Source organism: Companilactobacillus versmoldensis DSM 14857 = KCTC 3814 (assembly GCF_001434295.1).
Lineage (GTDB): Bacteria > Bacillota > Bacilli > Lactobacillales > Lactobacillaceae > Companilactobacillus > Companilactobacillus versmoldensis.
Genome location: NZ_AZFA01000001.1, coordinates 164,627 through 189,831 on the forward strand (window position 1 = coordinate 164,627; position 25,205 = coordinate 189,831).

24 protein-coding genes and 1 pseudogene are annotated in these 25,205 nt (G+C 36.1%); 18 read left to right on the top strand and 7 right to left on the bottom strand.

All coding sequences use genetic code 11. From position 1 onward, the window contains the following. Window positions 1–9 precede the first annotated feature (9 nt). The 3 genes and pseudogenes from FC27_RS00835 to FC27_RS00845 all read right to left on the bottom strand — a co-directional run bounded on the left by FC27_RS00835 (window position 10) and on the right by FC27_RS00845 (window position 5,289). The gene (locus tag FC27_RS00835; protein ID WP_010623585.1) at window positions 10–417 is read right to left on the bottom strand and encodes a hypothetical protein; all 408 of its coding nucleotides are present in this window, start codon (window positions 415–417) and stop codon (window positions 10–12) included. A gap of 66 nt (window positions 418–483) precedes the next feature. Continuing rightward, window positions 484–3,270, bottom strand: a pseudogene (locus tag FC27_RS00840) (cation-translocating P-type ATPase). A 1,080-nt stretch (window positions 3,271–4,350) separates the two neighbouring features. Beyond that, on the bottom strand, window positions 4,351–5,289 hold the full coding sequence (locus FC27_RS00845) for a beta-1,6-N-acetylglucosaminyltransferase (protein ID WP_010623584.1): 939 nt from the start codon (window positions 5,287–5,289) through the stop codon (window positions 4,351–4,353). A gap of 160 nt (window positions 5,290–5,449) precedes the next feature. On the opposite strand from FC27_RS00845, the gene FC27_RS00850 reads away from it, so the two are divergent. Beyond that, window positions 5,450–6,271: a Cof-type HAD-IIB family hydrolase gene (locus FC27_RS00850; RefSeq protein ID WP_010623583.1), complete on the top strand. Its 822-nt coding sequence runs from the start codon at window positions 5,450–5,452 to the stop codon at window positions 6,269–6,271. 26 nt (window positions 6,272–6,297) lie between these two features. Continuing rightward, entirely contained in the window at window positions 6,298–6,660 is a 363-nt protein-coding gene (locus tag FC27_RS00855) for an MmcQ/YjbR family DNA-binding protein (protein WP_010623582.1), read from the top strand. Window positions 6,661–6,729: 69 nt separating this feature from the next. Here the strand turns inward: FC27_RS00855 and FC27_RS00860 are convergent, their stop codons facing one another. Further along, on the bottom strand, window positions 6,730–7,593 hold the full coding sequence (locus FC27_RS00860) for an SLAP domain-containing protein (RefSeq protein ID WP_010623581.1): 864 nt from the start codon (window positions 7,591–7,593) through the stop codon (window positions 6,730–6,732). A 173-nt stretch (window positions 7,594–7,766) separates the two neighbouring features. Between FC27_RS00860 and FC27_RS00865 the strand changes: the two genes are divergently transcribed. Beyond that, window positions 7,767–8,576, top strand: coding sequence for an aldo/keto reductase (locus FC27_RS00865; RefSeq protein ID WP_010623580.1), 810 nt, complete (start codon window positions 7,767–7,769; stop codon window positions 8,574–8,576). A 361-nt stretch (window positions 8,577–8,937) separates the two neighbouring features. Then, window positions 8,938–9,102: a hypothetical protein gene (locus FC27_RS11700; RefSeq protein ID WP_010623579.1), complete on the top strand. Its 165-nt coding sequence runs from the start codon at window positions 8,938–8,940 to the stop codon at window positions 9,100–9,102. Window positions 9,103–9,166: 64 nt separating this feature from the next. Here the strand turns inward: FC27_RS11700 and FC27_RS00870 are convergent, their stop codons facing one another. Further along, window positions 9,167–10,396: a M20/M25/M40 family metallo-hydrolase gene (locus tag FC27_RS00870; RefSeq protein ID WP_010623578.1), complete on the bottom strand. Its 1,230-nt coding sequence runs from the start codon at window positions 10,394–10,396 to the stop codon at window positions 9,167–9,169. A 139-nt stretch (window positions 10,397–10,535) separates the two neighbouring features. Between FC27_RS00870 and FC27_RS11705 the strand changes: the two genes are divergently transcribed. Both FC27_RS11705 and FC27_RS12130 read left to right on the top strand, forming a co-directional pair. Then, window positions 10,536–10,706, top strand: coding sequence for a hypothetical protein (locus FC27_RS11705; protein WP_155802059.1), 171 nt, complete (start codon window positions 10,536–10,538; stop codon window positions 10,704–10,706). Between the two features lie 401 nt (window positions 10,707–11,107). Continuing rightward, entirely contained in the window at window positions 11,108–11,239 is a 132-nt protein-coding gene (locus tag FC27_RS12130; protein WP_010623576.1) for a hypothetical protein, read from the top strand. Window positions 11,240–11,315: 76 nt separating this feature from the next. Here the strand turns inward: FC27_RS12130 and FC27_RS00880 are convergent, their stop codons facing one another. Next, window positions 11,316–11,825 (bottom strand): aminoacyl-tRNA deacylase, encoded by a 510-nt coding sequence (locus tag FC27_RS00880; protein WP_420805436.1) that lies wholly within the window; start codon window positions 11,823–11,825, stop codon window positions 11,316–11,318. 220 nt (window positions 11,826–12,045) lie between these two features. Between FC27_RS00880 and FC27_RS00885 the strand changes: the two genes are divergently transcribed. The 7 genes from FC27_RS00885 (at window position 12,046) to FC27_RS00920 (ending at window position 18,212) form a co-directional block, all read left to right on the top strand. Beyond that, complete coding sequence (locus FC27_RS00885) at window positions 12,046–12,225, top strand: hypothetical protein (protein WP_155802058.1); 180 nt, start codon at window positions 12,046–12,048, stop codon at window positions 12,223–12,225. Window positions 12,226–12,304: 79 nt separating this feature from the next. Beyond that, window positions 12,305–12,697: a hypothetical protein gene (locus FC27_RS00890; protein ID WP_010623573.1), complete on the top strand. Its 393-nt coding sequence runs from the start codon at window positions 12,305–12,307 to the stop codon at window positions 12,695–12,697. Window positions 12,698–12,764: 67 nt separating this feature from the next. Further along, a complete protein-coding gene (prmA, locus tag FC27_RS00895) occupies window positions 12,765–13,730 on the top strand; it encodes a 50S ribosomal protein L11 methyltransferase (protein ID WP_010623572.1) in 966 nt (321 codons plus the stop codon). Next, complete coding sequence (locus tag FC27_RS00900) at window positions 13,711–14,463, top strand: RsmE family RNA methyltransferase (protein WP_010623571.1); 753 nt, start codon at window positions 13,711–13,713, stop codon at window positions 14,461–14,463. The genes prmA and FC27_RS00900 overlap by 20 nt, the downstream gene beginning before the upstream one ends. A gap of 432 nt (window positions 14,464–14,895) precedes the next feature. After that, window positions 14,896–17,133, top strand: a complete 2,238-nt coding sequence (locus FC27_RS00910; RefSeq protein WP_010623569.1) for a RelA/SpoT family protein — start codon at window positions 14,896–14,898, stop codon at window positions 17,131–17,133. A 1-nt stretch (window position 17,134) separates the two neighbouring features. Continuing rightward, window positions 17,135–17,572 carry a D-aminoacyl-tRNA deacylase gene (gene dtd, locus FC27_RS00915; RefSeq protein WP_010623568.1) on the top strand — a complete coding sequence of 146 codons (438 nt, stop codon included), beginning with the start codon at window positions 17,135–17,137 and terminating at the stop codon, window positions 17,570–17,572. Between the two features lies 1 nt (window position 17,573). Next, window positions 17,574–18,212, top strand: coding sequence for an HAD-IA family hydrolase (locus FC27_RS00920; protein WP_010623567.1), 639 nt, complete (start codon window positions 17,574–17,576; stop codon window positions 18,210–18,212). A gap of 45 nt (window positions 18,213–18,257) precedes the next feature. Here the strand turns inward: FC27_RS00920 and FC27_RS00925 are convergent, their stop codons facing one another. Next, window positions 18,258–19,562 (bottom strand): N-acetylmuramoyl-L-alanine amidase family protein, encoded by a 1,305-nt coding sequence (locus FC27_RS00925; protein ID WP_010623566.1) that lies wholly within the window; start codon window positions 19,560–19,562, stop codon window positions 18,258–18,260. A gap of 424 nt (window positions 19,563–19,986) precedes the next feature. Here FC27_RS00925 and hisS point away from each other — a divergent pair, with 424 nt between their 5' ends. From hisS to FC27_RS00950, 5 genes are all read left to right on the top strand, one after another. After that, window positions 19,987–21,258: a histidine--tRNA ligase gene (hisS, locus tag FC27_RS00930; protein ID WP_010623565.1), complete on the top strand. Its 1,272-nt coding sequence runs from the start codon at window positions 19,987–19,989 to the stop codon at window positions 21,256–21,258. Then, window positions 21,258–23,030, top strand: a complete 1,773-nt coding sequence (aspS, locus tag FC27_RS00935; protein WP_010623564.1) for an aspartate--tRNA ligase — start codon at window positions 21,258–21,260, stop codon at window positions 23,028–23,030. Before hisS ends, aspS begins: the two co-directional genes overlap by 1 nt. A gap of 258 nt (window positions 23,031–23,288) precedes the next feature. Beyond that, window positions 23,289–23,729, top strand: coding sequence for a peptide-methionine (R)-S-oxide reductase MsrB (msrB, locus tag FC27_RS00940; protein WP_010623563.1), 441 nt, complete (start codon window positions 23,289–23,291; stop codon window positions 23,727–23,729). Continuing rightward, window positions 23,729–24,247 (top strand): peptide-methionine (S)-S-oxide reductase MsrA, encoded by a 519-nt coding sequence (gene msrA, locus FC27_RS00945; protein WP_010623562.1) that lies wholly within the window; start codon window positions 23,729–23,731, stop codon window positions 24,245–24,247. The genes msrB and msrA overlap by 1 nt, the downstream gene beginning before the upstream one ends. A 68-nt stretch (window positions 24,248–24,315) precedes the next feature. Then, the gene (locus FC27_RS00950) at window positions 24,316–25,194 is read left to right on the top strand and encodes a YitT family protein (RefSeq protein WP_010623561.1); all 879 of its coding nucleotides are present in this window, start codon (window positions 24,316–24,318) and stop codon (window positions 25,192–25,194) included. Window positions 25,195–25,205 lie beyond the last annotated feature (11 nt).

Sequence of the window (25,205 nt, forward strand, 5' to 3'; positions counted from 1 at the left end):
TTTTGAGTATCATTGATGATTGATTTTTTTCATTTCGTAGACGCTTGAAGCGTAATTCTCACGCAGGGTCTTTCGTCCATTTGCATAAGATCGTTCAACTGATTCAGCAGATTCTCCACGATTTATCTCAATCACAACATCTTTTTTGGTGGCTGAGTTAGTCAACGTGGCGATGATAAAACCTCTGACCGCATTTTTTGCACGGCTAAATTTTATCTGAAGCGGATCTTCTTCAATTTGTGAGATGTTATTCAAATAGTTTTTTTTCAAAGCTAAATAAACTTCCTGATGTTTCAGGTCTGGATCTAAATTCGTGTGATCCTTAAACTTCGATTCTTCTTGTTGAATCGAATCAAAGTTATTCATAAAGTAATCAAAACAGTCGGTCGCATTAAGTCTTTTCAGCGTTTCAGGCACAATGATCAACTCCCTAATTAATTCATAATCTATCCTTAGTATAACGTATATTATACATATTCATAGTTAGATTTGTGAAAGGGCTTGCTTTGAGCGTTTATTTCTGACAAAGAATTTTCTTAATTCTTCGATCAAGAACAATGGGATGGGCACAATGAGTAAGAATATCCAGTCATTTAGTTGCAGTGGCGCAGTGTTGAACACTTGTTGGAGTCCTGGAGTATATACCAGGATGGATAGTAAAATAACTTCAAAAATTATGCCAGCCCAAATACGGTGATTACTGAATAATCCTAATTTGAAGACGGAAGTATTTTTACTACGGCAATTCATAGCGGCAGCAATTTGGCAAAAGATGATTGCTGATAAAGTCATAGTTGTCGCCCGGCTATAGCCAGCTCCATTGGACATCAAAGCTGTTTCTGGCCAGCCAGTCTGCATGTTGGCAAAGAAGTAAGCTCCGGTTGAGATGATCGAAGCAATGGCACCATACCAAGCGAAAGCACGTAGCATCAAATGCTTATTCAACAAATGAGATCCATGTGCACGAGGTTTTTGTTTCATGATCCCAGGTTCTGGTCTTTCTGATCCTAAACCAAGAGCTGGTAACATGTCAGTTCCAAGATCAACTGCTAAGATTTGTAGAACGGTCAATGGAAGGGGAATCAAACCACGACTTAGTAAGAATAAAGCCGATGGCACAGCCTCAGGAACATTAGAATTGAAAATATATAGTAAGAATTTTTGAATGTTGCTATAAACAGCCCGACCTTCTTCAATCGCAGCAACGATCGAAGCAAAATTGTCATCAGTCAAGATCATATCGGCGGCATCTTTGGCAACGTCAGTACCAGTAACACCCATTGCTACACCGATATTAGCTTTCTTTAAGGCGGGGGCATCGTTGACACCATCGCCAGTTGAAGCCACGACTTGTCCCAAACCTTGCAACGTCGAGACGATTCTATATTTTTGCTCAGGAGCGACTCGAGCGAAAATGATCTCGCCTTTTAAGGCCTCCTCCAAGTCAGTGTCACTCATTTTTTCTAATTCAGAGCCAGTGACGACCCTGGCTTGATCACTCGTGATGCCAATTTTAACAGCAACGGATTTAGCAGTGATCCCACTGTCTCCAGTTACCATGATGATCTTAATGCTTGCGTCGTGGCATTTCTTAACAGCATCGTAAATTTCAGGGCGAGGTGGGTCAGCCATGATAGTCAATCCGACAAAGGTCAAATCTGTTTCAGTATTATCAATGGATAAATTTTTAATCTGAGCATCGTTTTGATACTGGATGGTCCGATAAGCAATCGATAATGATCTTAATCCCTGTTCCGCGTACTTTTGATTGGCTTGCTTAATAGTTTGTTTATCATTTTCTGTCAAAGGACGAACCTGACCGTTTTCTTGAATTTTGGTGCATTGAGTCAATAAGTCACTGAGTGAACCTTTGACACAGACATTCAATCGATCACCTTGTTGATGGATCGTGGTCATCCTTTTACGTTCAGAATCGAAAGGTAGTTCCTTGAGACGGGGAGTTTTTGCTAATTCTGCGGATGTATCAAAGCCAGCTTTTTGCGCCATGATGACCAGGGCGGCCTCTGTTGGGGTCCCTAAAATTTTTGGCTTTTGTGGATTTTTAGATGATTCGACAGAAGTGTCATTATCAAATGCTGAAATCAACATTAATTGTTTTAAATCAGGATCATCCTCAAAATCAACTTTATTTTGTCCTTTTTGAATTTCACCATTATTGATATATCCCTGACCAGTTACAGTGTATTCGCCCGATGGTAGCCAAATATGATTGACTGTCATTTGGTTTTGAGTCAAGGTACCTGTTTTATCTGAACAGATAACAGTTGTTTCACCAAGTGTTTCCACACTTTCTAGGTCTTTGACTAAGGCATGTTTTTTTGCCATCCGATGGACACCTTGTGCTAAAGACAAAGTCACAGTGGGCAATAGTCCTTCAGGAATAAAGGCAACGATCATACCCAAGCCAAATATGAATGATTGAGCAACAGAATGATGGACGAATAAAATTGCAGCCACGAAAAATGCCAAGCCGATACCGATAGCAATCATTGAAATTTGTTTGGTCAAACGATTCAATTCAAGTTGTAGGGGACTCAATTTCTTAGTTTCTTTTTCGGTCAATGAAGCAATTTTACCAAATTCAGTCTCCATACCAGTTTTGATCGTGACGGCTTCACCAACGCCAGCCCCGACAGTTGTTCCCGCGTAAATCAAGTTTGATTCAGAGAATTCACCCTCACCTGGTTCAAATTTAGTTGTTTTTGATTGGGGGACCGTTTCACCTGTCAATTCTGACTGATCCACCTGGACTGAAGTTGCAGACATCAATCGTGCATCGACAGGCACTTAATCGCCAGCCTTCAATTTGAAGATGTCTCCAGGCACAAGTTCAGAAGCATTTATTTGTTGAGTTTTACCATCACGGAGGACCTGTGTATAAGTGGGAAGCATCGCCATCAGTGAGTTAGTAGCTTTTTCAGCTTTGTGTTCTTGCCAAAAACTAAAAATCCCATTGATGATATTTACTAGCCAAATTGCGATCCCTAATTCGACTGAACCAGTCAATATAGCGATAAGTCCACTGACCCACAGTAAAATAGCCATTAGACTGATGAAATTTTTCAAGAAAACTTTAATTTGGGATTCATGTTGATCCCGATGGATAGCATTGGGACCATACTTTACTTGCCGTTTCTTTGCCTCTGAGACAGTTAAACCATTTGAGGAAGTTTTTAGCTCCGTTAATAAATCTTCAATTGATTCACTAGCGTATTTATTTGTTGAGTTTTTTGATTGAGAATTATCCATTTGATTCACCAGCTTTAAAATAAATGACATAAATTTTATTTATCAATTTTATTATAGGTCTGCTGAATAAATTTGGATGAGATAAATGTCTTATTCTTAAGTTAAATGTAAGGTTTATCTTTGATTAAATTGCGATAATTCCAAGAAATACTTCACAAATATAAAAAGTAACATTCCAATATTCATGAATGAAATTTTTGTCTAGGAATAAACATATACTTCAAAAGACGATAAATCCAATATTGTAATTCAAAGAATGTATTTCATACTCGGAGTATCAACCCAAAAAATAATATCATTGAAAAAATTTTGTGGAATGTGATCGACGGTCTGACGAATAAGATTAAGTGAAGAAAGTATTTGTATAAGTTGGAATTAACAAATTAGAAGGATATCCAGAAAGGAAAGGTTATATATTGACCTTTGCCTCTGAGTTTTTGATTTGAGGGTTACTGTCCAAAAATAATATTGGTTTTCCAAGTATAATAAAAAAATGTTTATGGGGTGATCCACCTGTAAAATATTATATTTTGTATAAAACCCTATTTAGTCTGTCGTTATTTAATATCAGTATTACAGAAAATTCAGTAGTAAAAATATTCGCTTTTCGTGGTGGAAATGTATACGTCATTATTGTTTGGGATTTTTTAGATAAACACTATGTAATTATAAGTATATCAAAATCAGGTACATGGTAAGATGATCCATCACTGAGACGTTGGTGGAGAGGATTTTAATTTATCCCGCATGAATAGTCATCCAACGCCCAAGGCTTTCTAAGTAATATTTAAACTTATTGATGATGGTATTTACTATTTCAAATACATAGCCAAATTACAAACAATAATGGACATATTCCAGCGGAGCACAGGAATATGTCCATTAAGAAAAATATTAAATTTTATATTATTTGAAATGTCAACCTGATATGTGCTGGTGCACATAATGTTAATTTACTTTTTTCAACCATATTAAAATAGTTTGAATATAACAAAGCCTAAAAATTAATTTATGACATTGTTTTTGAGTTCTCATAAACAATGGTTACGTAACATCCTATATATTGAATATTTTGCTTTTCTATTTAAAACAGTATGAACTAATTAATTTTTTGATATTGGGAGATTTCTCAAGATCAAATTTCCTAGAAAATAGATGTCCCATTTCCCTGGCATTCTTTATTTGATCAATATCATTATCAGTCCAAGTATATGGTGATCCATCCCACCAATTAATATATCTTAGATTACCCTGAAGTTCATCAGGCAGGTCATGTCCACGTTTTGAATAGTACAATTCATTTTGAAATTTTTTGTCTTTAAACAAAATTGTTGGAATGAATAATTCATCACATAAATAGGATTTACTGAAAATGTATTTGATTTCTTGCTCCTGACTGAGAATTGTATAAACAGCATTCTCGTTAAGGCTTACCCAATTTGAAGCATATCCAATATAAGGCAAATCTTTTTCTCTTTTACGAGTTTTTCCAAATAATTTTTGAAGTTCGAAGTTACTGTGTTCCAACAATTTGAAAAACAGTTTAGAATACTTACCAAGATTAGAGCGACCATAAAACGGAATAAAATAATAATCATACTTTACTCGATTAGGTATTTTATTTTCATCGTAAATTTCTTGGCTAGGTATAGTCAAAAATATTTTATCAGGATTCTCCAAAAAAAAACTATGGATATAACTTTGGCTGTAGAGTGGTAGATCTTGCCCAGATAGTAAGTGGTAATAAAAATACGATTGTCTAGATATTGCTTTTTTAAAAAGATATAGTTCTGCCACGATTTGTGAATAATCGCCCCAAGTGATAGTAAGATCATGATAAATATTTATTCGGGAGTATCTGACTGAGGACAGCAATTCATTTTGAGTTTTTTTTGATAAATAAGACTTTTTATCAATCAGCAAGTAAATATCATTTTGTGAATCATCTAAAGTACGTAGTAAAAATTTTAATTGGTTAAATTTTTGATTAGCAATTATTAAATATGCATGTTTTAACATGATACTCACCTCGTTTTCAAAGCAAAATTAACACAGACAAATTTTTGAATCCATTCCAAAGCAAATTTAAAATTTTATAATAAGTATTTGCTAGATTTTTGAAAACCTATAGAATTATATAGTATAGAGCTTATAACTTTTACTATGAGAGGAAATTTACATGTATAAAATGATTGTCTGTGATTTAGATGAAACCTTGATGAATGATGATGGTACTTTGTCAAAAACTAATGCTGAAGCAATCAAAAAAGCTTCTGCCAAAGGTGTTTATTTTGTGCCAAATTCTGGTCGCAGCTATGTCTCATTTCAGAACGTTTTGGAACCATTGGGTTTGCGTGACAAGGCGAAGCAGTACTCGATCTCTTACAATGGGGGATTGATCTTGGAAAATAAAGGTAACCGTCCAATTGCTACAAATGCAATGCCATTTGAGATCGCTCAAAAAGTCTTCGATGTCGGCAGCAAAAATCCTCATGCTGCAACTCACGTATATACTCAAGATGCCCTATATGTTTATCACCCAGTTCCAGAAGATGATGCTTATCTAAAAAATCGTGGCGTCGATTATAAAGAAATGAAGACGCCAGATCTCGGCCGCTTTAAAGATGTCAACATTATGAAAGTTATTATGGCTTTGCCAACTGTGTCTGAGCGCAAACAAATGAAAGCAGATGTGGAGGCAGTTGTTGGTGCCGACAACATTGCTGGGACCTTTTCTTCTGGTCGTTATATTGAATTCAATCCGGCTGGCATTAATAAGGGAAGTGCTTCAGTCCAATTAGGAGAACTTTTAGGAATTAAACCGGAGGAAATAATTGGAGCCGGAGACAATAGCAATGATCTACCAATGTTAAGAGATGTTGGTTTACCTGTTAGTGTTGCTAATGGAATCGACAGTGTAAAAGAGGCCGCTAAATACATTACCATCGCTGATAACAACCATGACGCATTAGCTGAAGTTATAAACAAATTCATTTTATAATTATTATTAAGAAAATAATTTGAGGGATGATCACTATCAAACGAGAGACAATTTTCCAATATGTGGCTGACAAATATCAAGCTGAGCCTCAGTATCTATGGCAAAAATATCCAACTTATGCTGTTTTAAGACATCCGTCAAACAATAAATGGTTTGCCTTGATGATGACAGTTCCTGCTGAAAATTTAGGATTGTCGGGTGACAAACAGGTTGAAGTTATGGATATCAAACTTGATCCGGAAAATATCGAACTTTTGCAGAATCAAAAGGGATTTTTACCGGCATATCACATGAATAAAAGTCACTGGTTATCGATTGAGATCGACCAAGTTGATGATGAACAAACTTATAAGTTACTGGATAACAGTTTTGATTTAACAAGTGATTAATCAACCTGTTAATTAAAAAGGTAAGTAAACCTAAGCTGGTTTACTTACCAATTTTTTGTGATTTATAGATTACTTGTTGATACTTGTAGCAAAATTTGGAATATAGTACGAATTATTGTTCAAATTAAGTCCGCTGTTCAAAGTTACATCAGTGATCCAAACATATTGATTTGTAGCAACTTCACCCCAGAATGAGCCGTATTTATTAACGACTAATTTTGAGATCTTCCATGAAGTATTTGCTGGCAAAGTCATGTCGTATGAGTTGGTATCTGAGTTGTAAGTTCTAAGTTGTTTATTTGTAGTACCAATCAAGCCATTACCTGGTGTAGGGATCGATGAATTTGGATCGATATTTGGAGTGGCAATATCCAAGCTAGAAGCTAGGACATAACCATCAGTCGAAACTGGATAATATTTGGCATTGTTATAAGTTAAGACCTTATTACCTATGATCCATTGACTACCATTTGATAACGAATTACCGGTATTTTGACCATTGCTGTCAACAACAGAGACCTTGTCAATATTTACTGTTCCTACTTGACCATTATATTCATTGCCATCAGTGACACCATTTTCTGTGGTAGTGTCTGTATCATTGTTGGTGTCAGTATTGGTATCAGCGTTACTGTTATCATCATCTCTATTGGTGATATTTGTTAAAGCAAAAGCAGGTACGTATTCGTCACTGCCGACTTGATAATTTGTAACACCATTCAAAGTGATTTTTTCACCTAAGATCCAGCTACTACCATTTGGCAAAGTTTTACCATTGGCATTACCAGTTGAACTGTAAATTGGAGTATAAATAGAAAGTGTTCCGACAGTGTCGGCACTAGCAGTTTGTTGTGGTAAGGCTGATAAAGCTGCAGGAGCCATCATAATTGCAACAGCTGAAGCCATTAAAAATTTGCTTGTTTTATTTTTCATCTATATCCATCCTCACGAAAGAAATTTGTCTTTCGTTCCAATTATATAATTATTTGTTGCGATAGTTAAAAGAAATTATAATTTTTCCAATAATTTTTTTTAATCGTTCTAAATTAAAACATTTGTCAAAAGTTACCTAACAGTAGTTTAATAATGAATAGGAGGGAAACAATATGGAATATGAAAAATTAAGTACTGGTGCTTCGATCCCTGTATTGGGATTTGGAACTTACCAACTAGAAAAATCAGATGTTGCTGACTCCATCCAAGGTGCAATCGATGCTGGATATCGTCATTTTGACTGCGCTCATATTTATGGTAATGAAGTTGAAGTAGGGACAGCTCTGAAAAATTCAGGCGTAAAAAGAGAAGATCTCTTTATCACATCCAAGGTATGGAACGACGATCAAGGTTATGATTCAACTTTGAAGGCGTTTGATAAGACTTTGAATGATCTTCAATTAGACTACTTGGATCTCTATTTGATCCATTGGCCAAATGAAGAAAATTTCCAATTGACATTGGATACTTGGAAAGCCCTTGAAAAGATTTATGCTGACGGAAAAGCTAAGGCCATCGGTGTTTCAAACTTCTCGATTGAACAATTAAAAGAAGTCTTTGACATGGCTAAGGTTAAACCAATGGTCAATCAAATCGAGCGTCATCCATTCAAGACACAGATTGAATTGTCCAAATTCGATACAGACAACGATATCCTCAATGAGGGATATTCACCAATCGGACATGGTCATTTAGTTCTAGAAGATGAAACAATCAATAAAATCGCCAAAGCTCACAACAAGTCTGCTGCCCAAGTAGTATTACGTTGGCAAATCGATGAAGGCTTTGTGATTTTCCCTAAGTCTTCTAATATTGATCACGTTAAGGCAAATATCGACATTTTTGATTTTGAATTGACAAAAGACGAAATCAAAAAAATCGATGCCTTGGATCAAAACAAGCATTTGAATTACGATAATTAAAGTATCGTTGAACCAATAGTTGTAACAATTTAAGTAAAAAAAGGCAATTTGCTAGGATCGAAAGATTCTGTCACATTGCCTTTTTTGCATTTAAAGCTAATGCACAGGATTTCAGCAGCTTTTATTAAAATTTCAATTTGTGTGGGGGGATCCAATGATAGTCATGGAAACATTTATTATCCATATGTAATAATAAATGTTTTACGAAAACATCATGTCAAAAAATAACAACGTACTTAGGAGAAAAATTTTCCAATCTAAATAACGATTCTATGATTCATGTAGTATTTTAGAAAGTTTTACAATAAAACAATCAACTTAGCTATCAGGGAATTTCGTTTTCAAAATGCCATTGGAGACTATGATCTTTCGAAAGAGCATTGCTGATTTTGTTAATAAGATCATCGATCATCCGGAAAAATATTTTCATGAAAGTTATGGAATAAGTAAACCAGGGACAGATGATAAATTAGATGAAATAAAGAAACTCCAAAAAGAATATAAAAAATCTCCAAAGTATTTTTGAAGTGTTCCATAAATCTAATGCTTATGTGACATTTCAGTACTTTAGAGATTTTTTTCTTTAGTATTTAAGCAAAATATTTTTCAGCAATTTGTTTATAAATCGTGATGTATTGCAAATAGTCATCTTCAAAACAGAATTCATTGATCTGATGGGCACTTTCATTACCAGGTCCGGCAACGATGACATCAATATCAGAGTTAGCACCAATAAATTGTGAAGCATCAGTTCCACCAGGAGCACCAACAACGACATTTTTTTGACCCCAAACATCTTCATAGACTTCACGACCAATCATGACTAATTTCGAATCAAGATCAGTCTTAACAGGAAGGTTGCTGGAGTCAACGACTAATTCGAGATTCATCGTTGGATCAGCCTGATTCAATTTAGCAATCAAATCTTTAATATCAGTCAAAATCTTATTATTGTCATATTCAGGCACAGTTCTGATTTTGACACCTAAGTAAGCTAAATAAGGGATAGTATTTGGTTGATCACCAGCTTTAAAGACTGTGACTGAAGGCTTGGTAGTTCCCAAAATATCATCTTCATATTCATTAAGTGTTTTGAAATAGTCATTTTGTTGATTATAGAAGCTAATAAGTTTATCGATAGCGTTGACACCAGTTTCTGGCATCGAACTGTGGGCCGCTTTACCGTGAGAAATTACCCGATAATCAACTGAACCCTTGTGAGCAGCAAAGAAGGAGTGACGGCCAAATTTATCAGGATTTGGTTGAGGTACGCTCAATAATCCACTAACCACCAATTTATTGATGATCAATTGAGAAGAACCGTTGCTTGGTTCACCCACGATCAAGGCATTTAGGTCATTAGCATAGCCTTTTTCAGAAAGTTGAGTGGCACCTAATTCACCCTTTTCTTCACCAACGGTGGCGATGAATTTGATTTTATGGTCGAAATCTAACGATTCATTTAATTCAATCATGGCAATTGCCAAAGCGGCTAAGCCACTTTTCATGTCGGCCGCACCACGACCAATAATTTTTCCATCGATATGTTTTGGATTAAAAGGGCCATAATTCCATTTTTCTGGATCGACTGGGTCAACCACATCTTCATGACCAGTGAAGCCAAGTACTGGTCCATCAGCATCAGGATTGATCGTAGCAATCAGACTGGAACGATTATCGTCATATTTTTCTTGGGTAGCTTTAATGCCATTGTCTTCAAATAATTTTTGTAAGTAATCAGCAACTAATTTTTCATCACCATTGATGGTTTGTAATTTGATCAAATCATCAACAATTGCCAATCTAGCTTTTTTATCCATAGAGAATGCCTCCACATTTATATAAAATAGGTATAATTTTTATCCTTGTTACCAGTATAATATTAATTAAGTCAAAGGGTACATTTAGATGCCTTAATCAACATTAATGGAAAAAGTGGTGATTTTAGTGAATTTTATTATGAAAATTGATCGTTTCTTGGGAGCCATCCTTGTCATTGCTGGTATCGTCAGTTTTATTTTTAAATGGTTCTCCAACCAAACTAGTTTGGTTTACATCTTGGTCGGTATAGTTTTGATTGCTATATCAGCAACTGCTGATAAGAATAAACGTCCTGGACGAAAGAATTAAAAAAAGTGCAATTAGTCATTTTGACCAATTGCACTTATCTGAATTATTAATAGTTTAATTTACTTTTTTTCTACCTTCAGGTGTATAACGAGCACGTGCGTGTGCTAAGCGGGTACGCCGGTAGAAATAGTATATTAAACCTATGACTACTGCAGTAGTAATTAGTGGTATACCAATATAAACAAATAATGCGATTGAAACTGCCAGAATCAAGAACCACTTAAGTAGTCCTAATATTGTATCGAGCAATTAAAATCCTCCTTCTTTTATGTTGTTTATACATAATGATGCATATATGCCATAAAGTCAAGAAATAGCTTGCATTTTTCAAAAGAACCTAGTATAGTGACCATTAATCGCTACCTCTTGTAATACGGAACATAAAGGAGGTGTGAATAATTATGAAATATAGAATCTCATTAGATATTAAAGACCAATTATTCACAGCAGTAGATGTAAAAGATTCCAATCTTTCTGGTAATGGAACTACCATTGAACAAGCAATCGCAAACTTACAACACAAAGCTGAATAATAATAAGTGAGATGTACTCACTTAAAAAGACGCTAACAAATCACTCATTTTTTGAGAGTTTGTTAGCGTCTTTTGTTTATTCTGGTTCATCAACACCAAAATCGCCAAAGGTAGCCTTAACTGATTTAGCTAGGTCGTGTGGATCAATGATCAGTGAATAACCGATTTTACCAGCAGAAACAATGATCTCTTTCGATTTTTCTGCTTCTGTATCGAAATAAATTGGATAGTTATGTAGGGAACGGATTCCGACAGGACTATTAGCCCCATGTTCAAAACCGCTAGTTTTGACCAGGTCTTTCAAAGGAACCATTCCAACTTTCTTATTACCAGAAAGTTTAGCCAGTTTTTTATAGCTAATGTGTTTATCAAGTGCGACCATGCCGACGATTGGGCCAGTCTTGTTGCCAGTCAAGACCAAGGTCTTATAGATTTTGTATCCTTCTTGGATACTTTTGTCAGTCACTAATTCTTGTGTGTCACCATCAGCTTGAGTAGCGAAGGTGATTGGTTTGTAAGCGACATTTTGCTTATCAAGGATCTTTTCAACTAAAGTTTTTTGAATCTTTTTTTTCTTACTCAATATTAATCACCACGGATTTCTGAAATATTTAAGCTTCAGCAATTTAATGATAACAAAAGTAAACAATTTTGTCGCAATTATCCCTAGTTTAAAAATTGATTAATAATTTATCCATTTATAATAAATATTTTGAGAAATGATAGAAAAATCCGATTAAATCGTCACTTTTTACTAATCTGTGTTATATAATTAGGCAATGAAAATGATGAAAGGACAGATTAACATGGGACTTTTTAACAAGAGTAAACAGGAACGCGATCCAGCGGACAATGATTTCAGTAAGATCTCACAAGAGATCAAAAAGAGTCCAGAGAAATTAACTGAAGCACAGAGTCTTTTCAAAAATGATGAATCAAAACGTACTCGAGCTGCCGGCATTAAAGAAAAATCGGCTGATAAATAAATTTATTAATTAGTAATAAATAATCTTTATCATAAGAAAACATTATGATACAATATAAAAAACGGATTGGAGAGCCTATATGACTAGAAGAACCGCTATTGCTGAAACAAATGCTTTCTTGGAGAGATTTATTACTTATCGCTCAGTCTTTCAAGAATATTTCAAGACTATGCACTTGATTGAAAGTGGTGAAGTCCTCAAGTATGAGACTTACCAACGATTAACTAATAATTTTTTATTGAACGTTAAAATATATAATCGAGTTTGTTGGGATTTTATTGAGAAACAACAATTGGTAGAAAGCAAAGTCCATAAAAACTTGGACAATTATTTTATAAAGTTAGTTAAGAGTGTCCAGTGTATGAATCCAACTGATAATCAACTGGATCATAAATCCTTAAAAAAATCACAAATAGAAATAGATCGTGCTGGCCATGATTTTGTGACCGCATTGAGTAGCAATTTAGGATAAAGACGTGTTAAACGTCTTTTTTTTGTGGCTCTATTCTAGTAATCTTAAATATAAATGGAGGTAACGCATGAAGTGGACAAAAATTAGTGTCGAAATACCTAATGATTTCGACGAAGAAATTATTTCTGATGTTTTGATGAAGGTCGGAGCTACCGGCACAGAAATTATTGATAATGACGATTCGTCGGAACATTTACAAGGGAAATATGGTGAAATATATGATCCGCGCCCTCAGTTACCCTTTGTAACCGTCAATGCGTATTTTGAAAAAAATAAATTTGAACAAAAGATTATTGATGATTTAACTGAAGAAATCAATAATCTAACCAATTTTGGTTTTGACGTTACTGACGTTGCTGTTAAACAATCTGAAATGGATGATGCTGACTGGGAAAATAATTGGAAACAGTATTATCATCCAATTCACATCAGTCGTTATTTAACTGTTGTTCCGCAATGGGTAAAATATCAGCCACAGCCAAACGAAACGATTATTACGATGGATCCTGGTAAATCATTTGGGACAGGAACACATCCAACGACCTTTACTTGTATGCAAGCCTTAGAATTGATTTTAGGTGATGCAAGGTCAATGTATGACGTCGGAACAGGCTCAGGGATTCTGTCAATACAGGCCCGTAAATTAGGCGTCAAAGATATTACCGCTTTTGATTTGGATCCAGAGGCAGTTGATGCAGCTAAAATGAACTTAAAATTAAATGATGATTGTCAAGATATCGAGGTCTATGAGAACTCCTTACTAGATGGGGTGACAGGAAAAGTAGATGTTATCGTCGCTAATATATTGGCAGACATTGTTTTAAAATTCGTTCCTGATATTGAATCGCATTTAAATTCTAATGGATTCGTGATCCTTTCAGGTATAATAAATGAAAAAGAACAACAAATCACTGATGCCATGGTTCAAGAAGGCTTTGAAGTTATCGAAGTCTTTCATTTGAAAGGTTGGTCGACTTTGATTTGTAAACGTAAATCAGATATCGAGGCACAAAATGGAGCAATACTTCGTTGATCAACGCATTGAAAATTCGCAGTTGATCCTAGATGACAAGGAACAGTACCGTCACATTATTACAGTTTTACGCCACAAAGTAGGTGATGAACTCTATTTCGTTGATAACACTCGAAAACTTTTTCAAGCTAAGTTAGTTGATATTCAACCTGAGAAAGCAATTTTTGAGGTAGTAGAAAGTAAGCTGTCAATGACCGAATTACCAGTAGACGTGACAATAGCATGCTCGTTGTCTAAGAAAGATAAGATAGAATGGATCACCCAGAAAGCGACCGAATTAGGAGCTGTCAAGATTGTCTTTTTCCGTTCTCGCTACTCGATTATGAATTGGAAGAACAACGTCGTTGATAAAAAAGTTTCTCGCCTGCAAGAAATTGCCAAAAATGCCGCCCAACAATCAAAACGTCGAGTGATTCCAGAAGTAAGTTATTTAAGTGACCTTGACCAATTGAATAACGTTTCTAATGATTTGAAATTAGTAGCTTACGAGGAGTCTGCTAAAGAAGGCGAGACTAGTATTTTGGCTCAACAATTACAAAAAGTCGGTGTTAATTCAATCATCGGTGTGTTTGGACCAGAAGGTGGTTTCTCAAATGAAGAGTTTCAAAGCTTAGTAGATCACGGTTATCAGTCAATTGGATTGGGACCGAGGATCTTGCGAGCAGAAACTGCTCCTCTATACTTATTATCAGTGATATCCTATAATTATGAATTACGAATGAATGAGGAATAAATGTTGAAGAATTTTTGGACTATCGTTAAAAGATCTAAAACGACGTATATCGCGTTGATCTCTATCCTGTTGGTATTTATCATGCCAATACTGTTTAATTTATTTAACTTAGGTAGAACGAATCGCATCGTTTATCTGTTTTTTGTAATCAACATTATTTTTTCAGTCTTTATGGGCTGGTTTGTTAAAAAATATTCATTAGCATTTTATAATTTAGTAATTTTCCCAATTATTTTTGTAATCAGCGTATTTGCAAAATATGGGCGTTACGGGTATTTTTTAGCTGGTATATACTTGATCCTAAGTATTTTAGTTTATTTTTTATTTGATGATAAATAATAGATTGAATTTTAATATTTAATACATGATAATGATATACAAGAAAAGCACTCTTTGAGTGCTTTTTATTGTAAGAAAGAGGGAGTGAATAGGATGAAAAAAAGAGAAGATTATACTCCTGAAGAAGTCCTGGATATTTGCCGGAAGTACATGAATAAAGAACATGTCGAGTTTGTCAATAAAGCATATAATTTTGCTGCCTATGTTCATAAGGAACAAAAGCGCGCTACAGGCGAACCATATATTATTCATCCTACTCAAGTGGCTCAGATTCTAGTTTCACTTAGAATGGACCCTTATACAGTTGCTGCTGGTTATTTACATGATGTCGTTGAAGATACCAACATCACTTTGGGTGATGTTAATGAATTGTTTGGCGATCAAGTGGCTACCATCGTTGATGGTGTCACCAAAATCAGTAAATACAAATATCATTCACATCAAGAACTGCTAGCAGAAAATCATCGGAAGATGTTGATTGCTACTGCTAAGGATTTACGGGTCATCATGGTCAAATTAGCTGACCGCTTGCACAATATGCGGACTTTGAAGGCGTTACGCCCTGATAAACAAAGACGAATAGCTACTGAGACCTTAGAGATCTATGCTCCCTTAGCTGACCGCTTAGGTATCAGTCGAATCAAGTGGGAATTGGAAGATCTTTCATTACAATACATAAATCCCCAACAGTATTACCGGATCGTTCACTTGATGAATAGTAAAAGAGAGCAACGGGAAGGTTATATTGCAGAGGCCATCAAATATATCCGCACGAGTGTCGATTCATTAGGGATCAAATATGAAATCTATGGACGTCCCAAACATATTTATTCAATTTATAAGAAAATGCGTGACAAGCATAAACAATTTTCCGAATTATATGATCTTTTAGCAATTCGGATCGTCGTCGATACTGTTAAAGATTGTTATGCTGTGCTGGGTTCGATCCACTCCAAGTGGAAACCAATCCCCGGAAGATTCAAAGATTACATTGCCGTTCCCAAAACTAATGGATATCAATCTTTGCAAACAACGATCATTGGACCAGGTGGTCAACCACTAGAAGTGCAAATCAGAACTCATAAGATGCATGATGTGGCTGAATATGGTGTGGCTGCTCACTGGGCATATAAAGAAGGCAATTTCAAAGGTGTCCATCTAGATGAAGATGAACAGAAGATCGATGTTTTCCGTGAAATCTTAGAATTACAAGAAAACTCTGATAATGCCGCGGATTTTATGAAGTCAGTCAAAGGTGAGATCTTTAACGACCGTGTCTACGTTTTTACTCCTCAAGGTGAAGTTATTGAGTTACCAAAGGGCTCAGTTCCGCTCGATTTTGGTTTTCAAGTTCATACGGAGGTCGGAGCTCATTCGATTGGTGCAAAAGTCAACGGTCGGATGGTGCCATTGAATTATCAACTTAAAAATGGCGACATCGTTGAAATGTTGACATCTGCAAATGCTAAACCAAGTCGTGATTGGGTCAAGTTAGTTTATACTACCAGGGCCCGCAACAAGATCAAGCGTTATTTTCGGGTCAAAGATCGCCAAGAGAATATTTCTCTTGGAAAAGAATTGATCGAATCGGAATTGAAGAATCAATCTTTGTCACCTAATAAATATATGGACAAGAGTCATATTGAAGAAGTGATGAAACGATTCAGTTATACTGACTCTGAAGAATTGTTCAATTCGGTCGGTTACGGTGAGTTATCACCACTGAATGTGGTTCATAAATTGATCAGTGAAGATCCGGATAATAAAAAAGAGACCGAAAGAAAAGAGCTCGAAGAGAAAGTTATTTCTGATGATGACTCTAAGAATTCTAAGGTCCCTAATGAGCATGTACAAAATAAGCTCAAAAAAGAGCGTAGTGATGCTAACAACAGTATTTCAGTGGAAGGTATCGACAACTTACTGATTCGTCTTGGCAAATGTTGTAATCCGATCCCTGGTGATGACATTGTTGGCTATATCACTAAAGGAAGAGGTCTAACGATCCATCGTGCTGATTGTCCGAATGTTCAAAGTGAAGAAGCGAAGAAACGTTTCGTAGAAGTTAGTTGGGACAATGTCACTGTTGACAAACGATACATAGCTGAACTGGATATTTATGGTTTCAACCGTAATGGTTTGTTGAACGATGTTTTACAAGTTATCAACTCGACGACTAATTCGCTCAATAATGTAAATGGCAGACTCGATAAAGACAAAATGGCCATTATCCACGTTAGCGTCGGTGTCAATAACAAAGCACATCTCGATAAGATTATTTCACGTTTGAATAGTGTTCCCGATGTATATCAAGTAAAAAGGACGATTGAATAGTATGAAAGTAGTGATTCAACGAGTATCACAAGCTCAAGTTTCAGTCGCTGACAAAGTCCTTGGTCAAATTGATCAAGGACTTTGTTTGCTAGTGGGCATTGCCGATACAGATGACCAAGAGACAATTGAATATGTAGCAAGAAAAGTTGCCAATATGCGGATTTTTTCAGATGAAGCTGGCAAAATGAATCTGTCTGTCAAAGATGTTTCGGGCAGTATTTTATCAGTGTCGCAATTCACCTTGTATGCAGATACGAAACATGGCAATCGACCAAGTTTCACTAATGCTGGTGATTATGAAGAATCTAAAAAGAAGTATCAACAATTTAATAAAGCATTAGAACAACATGACTTGACGGTTGAAACCGGTGAGTTCGGTGCTGACATGCAAGTCCAATTGACAAATGATGGGCCTGTAACAATAATAATGGAGCGTTAAAATGACGAGTATAGTGTGGGATTTTGATGGGACGATTGCCAATAGTTATCCAGGGATGGTCATAGCTGTTCAGCAATCTTTGAAAGAGAACTTTCAATTAGAGTTTTCGAAAGATACGATTTACCACGATATCAAGAAAACATCCATCAGAAATTATGTAACCGAATTATTTAGGGATAAAGTTCATTCTGAAGATGAGCTAAAAAAGAATGTTGACATTTTTTATCACGACTACAAATTTTTGGAAAAAAACAATCAAGACAAGACCAATCTCTTGCCACATGCTAAAAGTACTTTTGCAGAATTAAAACAAGCAGGTTTTCAGCAATTTTTAGTCACACATCGTGATGAATCGATTTATCAATTAGCCAAAACTTTAGAAATTGAAGACTACTTCACTGAGATCGTCAGTGTGGAAAAAGATTTCCGCAGGAAACCTGACTCACACATGTTGGATTATCTGATTGAGAAGTATCACTTAGATAAGAGTAATTTGTGGGTCATTGGCGATCGTCAGATCGATATTGATTTTGGTAGATCAGTTTCTGCTAAAACTATTTTGTTGACTGATCAAAATGTTGATTTAGGCCAAGATAAAACAATCACTGATTTAAACCAAGTTTTGTCAGTTATCAAATAAATTTTTGCAGCAAAAAAGCTCGACCAAATGGTCGAGCTTTTTGATTTATTGGAAATAGTTTTTCAATCCAGCGGTAACTGCATTGGCAACTTGTTCCTTGTATTTTTCAGAATTGATGTGCTTATAGTCAGATTTAGAATTGATATAACCTAATTCAAGTAAGACTGAAGGTTGACTATTGTAATGCAAGACGTAAAGATCATTTTGTTGGGTACCACGATTATTGATCTTGATACTCTTTAATTGGTCATTCAATGAAGTTGCTAACTTACCATCTTTATTCTTTTGATAATAATAAGTCGTGACACCTGAACCAGAATTAGCGGATGAACTAGAATCAAAATGCAAACTAATGAAGGCATCAGCCTCAATCTTACTAGAAAGTCGAGCTCGGTCACCTAATGATTTGGTCGTATCTGAATCTCTAGTTAAAATTACCCGAGCACCAGTTTGTTCAAGCTTTTGCTTGATTGCTTGTGCATATTCCAAGGTAAATTTCTTTTCGTAAGTATCTTTTTTCGACTCAGCACCAACGTCACTGCCACCATGTCCAGGATCGATTACGATAGTTGCTTCAGAAATGTTTGTTGCAGCTGACTTGATGGGGTCCTTAGTACCGGAAACTGTAACTACCCAGCTAGCAACGTAGCCAACTGAACCATCTTTATCACGAACTTTATACCATTTACCAGTTTTACCTAAATAATCAAAAGTCTTACCAACGTTGACTGATTTAATCACTCGGCCGCTAGAGTTGGGTTCGATCCGCATCTTCGTACTTGGTTGAGTAACTGTAACAGTCTTGACGTCATTGCTATTGGAAGAACTACCAGCATTAGTTTCACCAGCAGTTTGTTGAGTGCCTTGAATGAAGTCACTCTTGATCCAACCAGCGGTACCTTTATAAAGAATCTGTGTCCAGTCGTTTTCTTGATACATGATCGAGACTTTTTGCGATTGGGAGACAGTTCCTAGGACAGAACTGGTTACGCTAGCATTTTTGAAGACTGTCGTGTTTTGAACTTTAATGATCCCGACTTTATTGGTGGTTGAACTAACAGTCGTATTATCCAGTAACCAGCTGGCGACCCAACCAATTTTATCACCTGATAATCGAACCTCATACCACTTGTTTTTTTCGCTAATGATTGATAATTTATCGCCTTTTTTTACTTGTCCCATATTTGCATATGAAAGTCCTGGTCCGATTCTAACGTTGACAGAATCAGATTTGACAATAACTGAATTAGCGTTAGCTAGTGCAACTGATGACCAGCTTGATATACAAAGTAGGATGATGACGGCGACAATGATTTTATATTTACGGAGAAATGCGATTATTTTTTTCATATAAAATCCTTCCTTTTGTCGCGTTTTATATAATTTCACATTGTCTTATAAACTATATTACTAAAAGTTTTGACAATTGTCCGAATTGTCATCAATATTTATAGGAAACTTGAAAAGTTTACCACATTTGATGGTATTAATTTATCGCTTGATGAATTTAATTCATAAAAGAGTGAATGGAAACGGATACAGTTATAATCAAGCTTGACATTTCGGGCCAACTTGATTAGTTTATAAATATATATTTCTTAATCAAACAACATTTACTTTACAGAGAACCTGAAGGCTGAGATCAGGTAGTAAACATTTGAGTGACGTTACACAAACGTATGGCAGGCGTTAACTGTAGAAACAAACTAGGTGGTACCGTGCCAAGAGCACCCTTGTCTTTAAAGACAGGGGTGCTTAAAAAAGGAGTAAACCAATGCGCTATCAAAAGCCAAAGGGGACCATGGATATTTTGCCAGGTGAGTCCCAAAAGTGGCAATACATCGAAGATGTAGCCCAAAAAGTTTTTAATCGTTACCGTTTTTCGGAGATCAGAACACCGATTTTTGAATCATATGAAGTTTTCGAAAGATCATCAGGTGACACATCAGATATCGTTTCGAAAGAAATGTATGACTTCAAGGATAAGGGTGACCGTCATCTTGCATTACGTCCTGAAGGGACAGCCGGCGTAGTTAGAGCTTATGTTGAAAACAAGTTATATGGGCCAGAACATATCAAACCATATAAAGTTTGGTATAAGGGTCCAATGTTTAGATATGAACGTCCACAATCTGGTCGTCAAAGACAATTCCATCAAATTGGTGTCGAAGCTTTTGGTTCAGATTCACCAGAATTAGATGCTGAGATCATCTCAATGGGATTAGAATTTTTAGGTCAACTTGGCGTTAAGAACTTGAAAGTTGCTATCAACACTTTAGGTGATCCAGAGTCACGTCAAAATTATCATCAAGCATTAGTTGATTATTTCACACCATTCAAAGATCAATTGAGCGATGATTCAAAGATCCGTTTGGATAAAAATCCTTTACGTATTTTAGATAGTAAAGATAAAAACGACCAAAAGATTGTTGAAAATGCTCCTTCGATTTTGGATTATTTAAACGACGAATCACAGTCACGTTTTGAGTATTTAAAGTCATTACTAGATGATCTGAATGTCAACTATGAAGTTGACCATACAATGGTACGTGGTCTCGATTACTACAACCATACGATCTTTGAATTCATGGTCACTGATCCGGCTTTTAATAATAAAGAAATCACCGTCTTAGCTGGCGGTAGATATAACGGTTTAGTTTCAGAATTGGGTGGACCAGAAACACCAGGTATCGGATTTGGATTAGGTGTTGAAAGACTACTCTTACTTTTAGATGATAATTTGAATTTGACTTCTGACTTAGATGTTTATCTAGTAACGATTGGCCAAAAAGCTGAACAAGCTTCAGTTAAAATCTTATCTAAGTTACGTGCAGCTGGTTTTTCTGCCGATAAGGATTATTTGCAACGTAAGACTAAGGCTCAATTTAAGACAGCTAACAATTTGAATGCAAAATATACAGTCACAATTGGTGACAATGAATTAGAAAATGATACAGCTAACGTCAAGAACATGGCTACTGGTGATGAACATCCAGTGTCATTGGAAAAATTAGCTGACGAGCTAAAACGAATCGAGGACAAATAATGGAGAAGAGAACAGATTATTGCGGTAATATCGATGAAAATTATCTCGGCAAGACTGTTTCACTAGATGGCTGGGTTCAACGCCGTCGTGATCTTGGTGGATTGATTTTCGCTGATCTTCGCGATTATAAAGGTATCGTACAATTAGTATTCAATAATGACGACAGTGAGATTTTTGCTAAGGCGGAAACTTTGCGTTCAGAATACGTTATCAATGCAATTGGTACAGTTAGATCTCGTGGACCTAAAGCTGTTAACCCAAATATGAAGACTGGTAAAGTTGAAGTTGTGGTTGAAAAATTGGAGATCCTCAACAAATCAAAGACACCACCATTTGAAATTGCTGATAATATCGATACAACTGAAGAAACCAAATTGAAGTATCGTTACCTTGATTTCCGTCGTCCGGTCATGCAAAAAGCTTTGCGGACACGTGCTCAAATCAAACATTCAGTTAATGAATATCTGTATGACAATGGATTTATCGACATCGAAACACCTAACTTAGGAAAATCTTCTCCTGAGGGTGCTCGTGATTACTTGGTACCTTCACGTGTTTACCCAGGTAGTTTTTATGCCTTGCCACAATCTCCTCAATTGTTCAAGCAATTATTGATGGTCGGTGGATTTGATCGTTACTTCCAACTTGCACATTGTTTCCGTGACGAAGATCTTCGTGGTGACCGTCAGCCTGAGTTTACTCAGATCGACTTGGAAACTAGTTTTATGAGTGCCGAAGAGATTCAAACAGTTACAGAAGGCTTGATTGCTCGTGTTATGAAAGATGAGAAGGGGATCGATGTTAAATTACCATTCCCTCGTATCGAATGGGACGATGCTATGGCCCGTTATGGTTCAGATAAACCTGATATTCGTTTTGGAATGGAATTGCAAGACTTGAGTGACATCTTTGCTGACTCTGAATTTAAGGTCTTCAAGGGTGCTATCGACAATGGTGGTCAAGTTAAAGCTATTGTTGTCAAAAACAATGCTGATAAGTATTCTCGTAAGAATATTGATGCTTACACTGAATACATCAAACGTTTTGGTGCTAAAGGTTTGGCTTGGGTCAAATATAATGATGATAAGTTGACAGGACCAGTGGCTAAATTCATTACTTCTCATGAAGATAAATTAGTTGAGCGTTTGAGTCTTGAAAACAACGATTTGGTCTTGTTCGTTGCTGACCGTAAAAAAGTGGTTGATGATGCCTTAGGTTACTTGAGAACTGATATTGCCAAAGACTTGAACTTGTACGATCCTAACGAGTTTGCCTTTACTTGGGTCGTTAACTGGCCATTGTTCGAATATGATGAAGGTATTCAAAGATGGACTGCTGCCCACCATCCATTCACAATGCCTAATGAAGAAGATGTTCACTACTTAAACGATGGTGAAGATCCTCATAAGGCTTACGCTCAAAGTTATGATATCGTCTTGAATGGTTACGAGTTAGGTGGAGGTTCTATCCGTATTCATGACCGAGAGATTCAAGAAAAGATGTTGAAGGCACTTGATTTCACACCTGAAAGAACCAATGCTGAATTTGGCTACTTAATGGATGCCTTGACTTATGGATGCCCACCACATGGTGGTTTGGCTATCGGACTCGATCGTTTTGCCATGCTATTGTCTGGTAAAGATAACATTCGCGACGTGATTGCCTTCCCTAAGAATTCAAATGCAACTGAACCAATGACACATGCACCTGCTCGAGTATCCAAAGAGCAGTTGGCAGAACTTGGCATTGAAGTTGCTGACGAAAAAGAATAGAGTCGATTTAAACTAATTGAATAAAATAGGACGTCGATCATTTTGATCGACGTCCTATTTTCAAAAAATCAGCAAGTTGACACTAAACAGGCAAGCCTTTGAGGTAAAACTTTTTACCAAAATGACATTTTTTGAAGAATTTATTACATATTTAAATTAGTTTCTGAAAATCGTGTGAAAATCTTAAATTTGTGAGCAGATTAATAGTAATGAGTATATTCTTGTTTATACTAAAATATATAAAAAGGAGTGATTTTGTTGGCAAAAGAATATAAGAAAGATTTAGATAACTTGGATGAGATGGAGTACATGGTTACACAACATGCTGCAACTGAAAGACCATTTAGTGGTAAGTACGATGATTTCTACAAAAAGGGTATCTATGTTGATATTACGAGCGGAGAACCACTCTTTTCATCAGCTAAGAAATATGATGCCGGTTGTGGTTGGCCTTCATTTAGTCAACCAATTGCTAAATTACAAGAAAAACGTGATACATCTATTGGAACTGAAAGAACAGAAGTTAGAAGTGAGGGTACTGATGCTCATTTGGGTCATGTCTTTACTGATGGTCCTGAAGCTGAAGGCGGTTTAAGATATTGTATCAATTCAGCTTCGTTGAAATTCGTTCCTTACGAGGAAATGGATGAAAAAGGATACGGCGAGTATAAGCAATTTGTAAACGAGGGTGATAAATAATGAAGGAAGAAACTGCGATTTTTGCTGGAGGATGTTTCTGGTGCATGGTTCATCCTTTTGATCAACAACCAGGTATTATCTCAGTTATTTCTGGATATACTGGCGGACACGTGCCAAATCCAACTTACGAACAAGTTTGTTCCGAAACAACTGGACATACAGAAGCAGTCAAGATCACTTTTGATGCTGATGTTATTTCTTACAAAGATTTAGTTGAGATTTATTGGACAGTAGCAGATCCTACTGATGCTACTGGTCAATTCCAAGATCGCGGAGACAGTTATCGTCCAGTGATCTTTTATGCAAATGATGAACAAAAAGACATTGCTGAAAAGTCAAAAGCTGCTTTAGCTGAATCTGGTGAGTTTGATGAACCTATCGTTACTAAGATTCAACCAGCCAAGGAATTTTATGTTGCTGAAGACTATCATCAAGATTTCTATAAGAAGAATCCACTACGTTATGAAATGGAAGAAAAAGGTGGACGTGCTGCATTTTTGGAAAAACACCAAAAATAACAGCTTTTATCAAGAATTGTGTTAAGATTACTAAGGTAAAAATACTAAGGTAATTAGGAGATTTTTTCATGGATGAACTCGATAAGTTGATTGAAAGACATCAGAGCTTATCAAAACTATCGGTTGCATTTCTATATTCAATTACAGTCTCAATAGCCGTTAATATGTTTTGGACCCCAGGCGGAATTTATGGTTCTGGAGTTACTGGTGCTGCCCAGTTAGTATCAACTATCTCGCAGCGCTGGATGCCATTTCATGTTTCAACGGCTATTATGCTGTTTGTTTTGAATGCACCACTGTTCGTTCTGGCTTGGACGAAAATTGAACACAAATTTACGATGTTTACATTCGTGGCAGTCGTCCTTTCATCGTTTATGATGCATTGGATACCACCTTTGAAGATCACAGCTGATCCTTTAGTCTGCGCAATCTTTGGTGCAGTCGTTAATGGTTTTGGTACAGGTATGTCATTAAGAAATGGAATCTCGACCGGTGGTATTGATATCATCGGTATCGTATTACGAAGGAAAACTGGAAAAAGCGTTGGCACGATAAATATTATTTTTAATTTATTTATCATCATCTGCGCAGGCTTTCTATTTGGCTGGGTTCATGCTCTATATAGTGCTGTCAGCATTTTTATTAATGGACAGGTTATTGATATGATCTATAACAAAGATCAAAAATTACAGGTTATGATCGTAACTTCTAAGCCTAAGAGTGTGATCACTGAGATTCAAAATGAAATGCGTCGTGGTATAACTATCGTGCATGATGCAGAGGGTGCTTATAAGCATCAACAAAAGACAATTTTGTTCACGGTCATTTCACGAGCAGAACAGCATGAACTAGAAAATGCTATGTATGAATCTGATCCACACGCTTTTGTCAGTGTTACTGATACTGTCAAAGTCTTGGGTAGATTCTATCAGAAACATATTTATTAGTAGGGGGATAA